Annotated in this window: 6 protein-coding genes; 3 read left to right on the plus strand and 3 right to left on the minus strand. The window is 71.4% G+C overall.

The features are described from left to right. Positions 1-240 (minus strand): hypothetical protein (locus tag PROKR_RS34650; RefSeq protein WP_036963122.1); only part of this gene is annotated, 240 nt, incomplete at its 3' end. Between the two features lie 129 nt (positions 241-369). Here PROKR_RS34650 and PROKR_RS30690 point away from each other — a divergent pair. Continuing rightward, a complete protein-coding gene (locus PROKR_RS30690) occupies positions 370-1,155 on the plus strand; it encodes a helix-turn-helix transcriptional regulator (RefSeq protein ID WP_051432880.1) in 786 nt (261 codons plus the stop codon). A gap of 260 nt (positions 1,156-1,415) precedes the next feature. On the opposite strand, the gene PROKR_RS11240 is transcribed toward PROKR_RS30690, so the two are convergent. Continuing rightward, a complete protein-coding gene (locus tag PROKR_RS11240) occupies positions 1,416-1,892 on the minus strand; it encodes a hypothetical protein (protein ID WP_169736385.1) in 477 nt (158 codons plus the stop codon). A gap of 126 nt (positions 1,893-2,018) precedes the next feature. Between PROKR_RS11240 and PROKR_RS11245 the strand changes: the two genes are divergently transcribed. Beyond that, a complete protein-coding gene (locus PROKR_RS11245) occupies positions 2,019-2,885 on the plus strand; it encodes a hypothetical protein (RefSeq protein ID WP_169736386.1) in 867 nt (288 codons plus the stop codon). Further along, the gene (locus tag PROKR_RS11250; RefSeq protein WP_036963126.1) at positions 2,882-3,577 is read left to right on the plus strand and encodes a hypothetical protein; all 696 of its coding nucleotides are present in this window, start codon (positions 2,882-2,884) and stop codon (positions 3,575-3,577) included. The genes PROKR_RS11245 and PROKR_RS11250 overlap by 4 nt, the downstream gene beginning before the upstream one ends. Positions 3,578-3,644: 67 nt before the next feature. Here PROKR_RS11250 and PROKR_RS11255 read toward each other — a convergent pair. Then, positions 3,645-6,185 (minus strand): glycoside hydrolase family 48 protein (locus tag PROKR_RS11255; protein ID WP_051432881.1); only part of this gene is annotated, 2,541 nt, incomplete at its 5' end.

Below are 6,185 nucleotides of genomic sequence, written 5' to 3' on the forward strand. Positions count from 1 at the left end.
ACCGACGAGCGTCGCGAGCCGGGTCGCGGCCGCGCGGGTCGCCATCCTGCGCGGTTCGGCGACGACGACCGTGCCGCCGAGCGCGTCGGCCAGGGCGAGCGGCAGCAGCGACGTCTTTCCCGAACCGGGCGGTGCGACCAGCACGGCGGTGCCGCGCGACCGCACGGCGTCGACCGTGGCGGGCAGGACCGCCCGGACGGGCAGGTCCGCCCCGGGGACCGTCGGCTCAGGCAGCAGCACGCCCCGACGCTAACCGATTCCAGGAGGGTTGACCGACCACTTTCCTGTACCGAGGTCCGTCACTCTGCTACAAACGTGCCGGGGGCGGTTCTGGGCGTTCGACGGCCGCTGCAGGCATGAAGGAGGCCGATGAACCAGCGCGTGCTACTCAACATGGACTTCTCCGCGTACGTGGACTCGGGGAGGTTCCCCCGACCGGGACGGCTACGAGTGCTCGACGAGCTGGCTCGGCTCCAGACCGAACGTTCACGGGTCAGCCGCGCGATGGAGCGCGGAGAACGGGTCGCGGCGCGCATCCTCGGACGGGGCACGATCGCCATCAATCAAAACATGGCCCTCGAGGTGCCCTCCTGGCGGACTCTCGAGTCGATCCGCAACTCGGGGACCATCGGTCAGCTCGCCGTCAGTCTCCCGAACAACACCGTCGTGATGGAGAACGGCCTGCGCATGACCAGCGTGTGGCACTTCGACGGCCTGGACCCGGAGGTACGGCTGATCCTGTCCGCCGAGGACCCGGCGGCGTACTTCTTCGGCTACGCACCGGTGCAGATGAAGATCGTCGACGATGCCGAGGTGTTCCTCGACGGGCCGACGATCCGCGGCGAGCCGACGGTGATCGCCGTGCGGGACACGGCCTGCCTGGATGCCGCCCGCGGCTACTGGGCGGCGGTGCGCGGCACGATGTATCCGTGCGCCGCCGAGGCTCCACCCGTCGAGGGCCTGTCGGAACGCCAGCGGCGCGTCGTCACGCTCATGCTCACGTGCCCCTCGGACGAGCAGATCGCCCGGCGGCTGGGGGTGAGCGTCCGGACGGTGCGCACCGAGGTCGCAGCGGTCCTCGACCTGCTCGACGCGCCGACACGGTTCGTGGCAGGGGTCCGGCTACGGGAGTTCCTGAGCGCCGTCACCGCCTGAACGGGCGCTGCGCGGTGATCGACGGGACGACCGGCTGCCAGAGGGGCCACCCGGTCGGCGGCGAGCTCGTGGTCGCCCGGCTCTACAAGTACGGCGACTTCAACGTCACCAGGACCGGAACGCCTTCAACTCCGTAAGGACTTACCACGGCTGCGACGTGAAGCTGTACGACAGCACCAACTTCTCGGGTAGCTCGATGCCCTCCGCGCGCCGGGAGCGCCCCGTCGCCTCGGGGCGACGGGGCGTTCCCGGCGATGCGGTCAGCTACGCGGGCAGACGTACACCGACGGCGTCGTGACCCAGTCCCCGCCCACCGAGCCCGACCGCAGCCACTGCACGTACGCCTGCGCCCGGACGAGCTTGCGCGCGGAGGAACCGCAGGACCACGAGGTGGTGCGCTCGACATCCTGCTCGGACGCCCAGCTGTCTGCGGGAAACTCGTCCCGGAGGTTCAACCAGGTGCCGTTGGAGTTGTACTGGAGGCGGACCTCGACGACCTGGACGCTGTAGTTGTTGCCGCTGGCCCTGTCAGCCACCCGGGCATGGGCGTTGAAGACCCCGGCGGACGACATCTCCACGTTGGCGCACCGGAGGATCTGGTCACCGGCTTGGTCTCCGTCGCAGTTGTGCGCGATCTGCTCGGCAGCCACCGCCGGCGAGGCGACGAGCATGGTGGTCCCCAGAGCCACGCCGAGTGCCGCGGTCAGGATGCGCATGATCTTTCCGTCTTTTCGCATGACCGCAGTTGATACCCGCGGCCGGGGAAGAGGTTGCAGGAACCTGCACGGCGGCAGGGCGGCAGGGACTCAGGAGTCCGCACGCCCCGACGGCGACCGACGGAACCCCTGCAAGAATGCGTGGTCGTGAATCATCTGCTGGACCTCGGGTCCCGGAAGTTCTGGCGGCTGGTCGGCAGGCCCGTCGACCTCGCCGGGGAGCATTCCTGGCTGCGCGCCCCGGTGAGCCGTTCCTCCACGGTCGCCGACGGCTGGCTCGCCGCCGAGGCAGCGCACCACGGGGGCACGGTCGACGACGAGGTCGCGAGCACCGGTCCCTCCGCGGGCCCGGCACCCGGCCTGCTCCCGGCGATGACGCGCCTCGACGGTCCCGCGTTCGACGCCGACCGCCTGGACCCGCGGATCGGCGACTTCTACGAGCACACCGCTGCCTGGCACATGGACGTGTGGAGCGGGTGGTCGCCGCTGTTCTGGCCGGCGGGTGAGCTGATCGCGCGGCTGTTCGCCCGCCGGGTGGAGCAGCTCTCCCTCCCGATGCGCCCGCTCGACGTCGCGCACGGGATGGACAGCCGGGTCCGCGTGATCCGTGACCGGGACGGCGAACAGGTGGGTGCCGCGTGGCTGCGCACGCTCCGGCCCTCGGGCCGCTACGTGTTCAGCGGCTGTTACTCGGCGCGCCGGCTCCCCGGCGCGGTGGGGCCGAGCGTGCACGTCGCGTTCCCGCTCGAGTCCGGCAACGTCCAGGTGTTCCTGCGCCCGGCTGTCGGCGACGACGACGACCTCGTCCTGGAGTCGCCCCCGGGACGGTTCGGGCAGGACGGCGCGTACGTCACCGTCCACGACGGTGGACGGGACTTCGCGGCCCGGGTGCCGCTCCACGAGACCTTCCACCTGTACCGCGACCCGTACGGTGTGCTCCGGACCGATCACGAGCTGCGGATGTGGCGCACCTGGATGATGCGTCTGCACTACAAGATGGAGCGCGCCCGATGATGCACACCTTCCACCTCGCCGAGCTGCCGGCCGGGGTGACGGCACGCGCGTTGCTGCGGCCGCCGTCGGGCACCACCACACCCGGGCTGGACCACGCCGAGTGCCTGGCCCTCATGCGCCTGGGGGCGCCCGTCGTGTCCCCCGACCGGCTCCAGCTGCGGCGGATCGCCGTCTTCGCGCAGTGGCGCGACGAGGACGCCGTCGACCGCTTCCTGTCCGACGACGCCCTGGGGCGCCACCTGGCGACCGGCTGGCACGTGCGGATGGAGTACCTGCGCCGCTGGTCCCGGCTGGCGGCGCTGCCCGACCTGCCCGCCCGGGCCGGGACCTGGGACCGGGACGAGCCCGCGGTCGCGGTGACCGTCGCGCGGATGCGGCTGCCCGAGGTCCCCCGGTTCCTGCACTGGGGCCGGCCCGTCGAACGTCAGGTGCGCGACCACCCCGGCACCACGCTCGCCCTGGCCGCGATCCGGCCGCCGCGCACCATCTCCACGTTCTCCGTGTGGCGCACGGTGCGCGAGATGGAGGAGATGGTGCACGGCCGCGCCGACCCCGCGGACCGGCGGCACGCGGACGCCATGGTCGAACGGCGACGCCGCGACTTCCACCACGAGTTCGCGACGTTCCGGTTCCGCCCGCTGTCGGAGCACGGGACCTGGGAGGGACGGACCGGGATCGTCCCGGCGGCCTGATGACGGAGGGGCCCGCAGACACGAAGTCTGCGAGCCCCCGGTCGACGAGCCGGCGGACCGACCCTGCTCAGTCAGCCGCGCAGGTCACCGGGACCGACGACGGCGCAGTGCCGTTCCCGGTGAACCCGACCTCGGTGGACGCGCCGGCGGCCAACGACCCGTTCCAGTCGACGCCGGACACCGTCACCGACGAGCCCGACGTGCTGAACCGCCCGTTCCAGCCCTGCACGAACGACGCCGGGGCCAGGTCGAACCTGGCGGTCCAGCCACTGATCGCAGCGCTGCCCGCGGTGATCCGGACGGTTGCCTGGAAGCCGCCGCCCCACTGGTTCGCCACGGTCAGCGCACCGGTGCAGGCACCCGGCTCCTCGACCGTCCCCTCACCGGTGGTCGCCGCGACCGGGCCGGACGGCGGCGAGACGTTGCGCGCGGCGTCGTACGCCCGCACCGTGTACTCGTACGTGGTGGCCGGGTCCAGGCCCGTCTCGGTGTACGACGTCGTGCTCGCCCGGGCCACGACCGCGCCGTCCCGCAGCACCTCGTAACCCGTGACGCCCACGTCGTCCGTGGCGGCACCCCACGTCAGGGAGACGGATGAAGCCGTCGTGCCGGCGACCCGTACGTCGGTCGGCGCCGACGGGGCCTGCGTGTCCGGCTCGCCGGCGCCGTCGCCCAGGAGCCGGTCGTAGTCGGCCATCGCCGTCGCGACGGCGACCTGGGCCCAGAACCGGTGGTAGGTGAACTGCGGCGCGTCGCCGCCGTCCAGGTACTCCTGCACCTCGGGGAACATGGGGTCGTCCTCGTAGAACGACCGGATGTCCAGGAACGACACCCCGGGCTCGATCTGGTCGCCGTTCGGGTTCGTGCCCGACCAGCCCGGCGGCACGTAGGTACCGTTGCCACCCGGGGTGATCTCGTCGTCGAACCGGCCGTAGTCCGTACGGGTCTCCACCGTGGCCACACCCAGGTCGTCGCTGTCCTGCGTCCACATGGCGTCGAGCAGGGCACCCGCCGTGTCGGCAGCCTGCTGGTCGCCGGACGCCGCCGCCCAGTAGATGAGCGTGCGGGCGAGAGCGCCGGCCACGCCGACGTCCTGCCCGTGGTCCGTCACCTCGACGTGCAGCCCCGCGTTGCCGCCCGGGTCGGCCGGGTCCCACGTGTCGGGCTGGCCGGACCACGACAGCGTGGACGGCACCGCCCAGGAGGTGTCGGTCACGGTGATCTCCGACAGCACCCATGGCACCCACTTCTCCAGGATGGCCTCGGCCCGCGGGTCGCCCGTCTCGTGGTAGAGCTGCGCGATCCGTTCCATGCCCCAGCCCTGCATACCGATCCACTGGTTCGACGGCGGGTCCTCGTAGACCGGGTCCTCGTCGTAGACCATGCCGTAGAAGGTGCTGGCGCCCGCCGGGTGGGCGCTGTAGTCACCGCCCACGCTGTTGGTCGCACCACCGGCGATCCCGCCCTCGGCGGACTGCAGCCACTGGAAGAACTCGATCTGCCGGTCCAGGCTCTCCGACCAGTCGTCCTGCGCCGTCGGCGACGCCGGGACCAGGTCCGAGTCCGTCGACAGCGCGTACGCCGCGAGCGGGTTCTGGTAGCCGAAGTGCGCGTGCGACGACCCGATGCGCCACGCCCAGGGACCGCTCGTGTCCAGGGCGCCGCCCCAGGCGTAGTACCAGGACAGCAGGTAGTGCGCCGAGCTGCGGCCGCTGCCCGCCGGGCACGACGTCGACTCGCAGCCGGGCTCCTTGAAGTACTTGTCGAACAGGGAGTAGCGCAGGTAGTCGCCCATCCTGGACGCCTTGTCGACCGTGCCCGCGATCTGGTCGCCGACACCCTGCGCCTCGGCGAACTGCTTGGCCCAGTACACCGCCTCGATGGCGCGGGCGTCGGCATCCGGGGCGTTGGTGTACTTCCACTGCTTCGCGTAGCTCGCGTCACCCGTGAACAGGTCGAGATACCCGTTGGACCCGCCGTAGGAGAAGTCGTCGATCGACGGCTGCGGGATGGTCTCCCACACCGACTCCTGCGGACCCCGCTGGAACGTGTTGATGTACGACGGGCCGGGGTGGTCCGGCCCCTGCAGGGTCGACGAGCCCGGCGCGGCTCCGAAGCCGTAGACGTTGTCGACGTCGGAGAGCCAGTGCATGCCGTAGACCTCGGACGTGCCGTAGGTCTGCCGCAGCTCGGAGCCGATCGGGTCCTGGCCGACGGACACACCGGCGTCGAGCTGCGACGGGTACTCGCTCGGGTGGTCGTGCTCGGGTGCGTACGTCGCCGGGTCGGCCGGGTTGTAGGCGCCGTTCGTCGGCTGGTTCTCCGTCGTCGGGATCATGTTGGCCTCGAGCGTGTCCCAGGCGTCGTTGAACGGCGCCCAGTCACCCGTGACCTGGCCGTACGACGCCTCCAGCCACAGCCAGAAGCTGTACGCCTCCGACGTCGTCTCGTGCCCGTAGTCCGGGGCCTCCACCATCAGCGTCTCTGCTGCGTGGTAAGGAATGCCCTGCGGCGAGAAGTAGCCGTTCGCCGGATCGTGGATCTTCTCGTACAGCTCCAGGAAGCGGTCGGTGTACTCACCGGCCGCTGCGAACGGCGCCGCCACCGC

The organism is Promicromonospora kroppenstedtii DSM 19349, assembly GCF_000515355.1.
GTDB lineage: Bacteria > Actinomycetota > Actinomycetes > Actinomycetales > Cellulomonadaceae > Promicromonospora > Promicromonospora kroppenstedtii.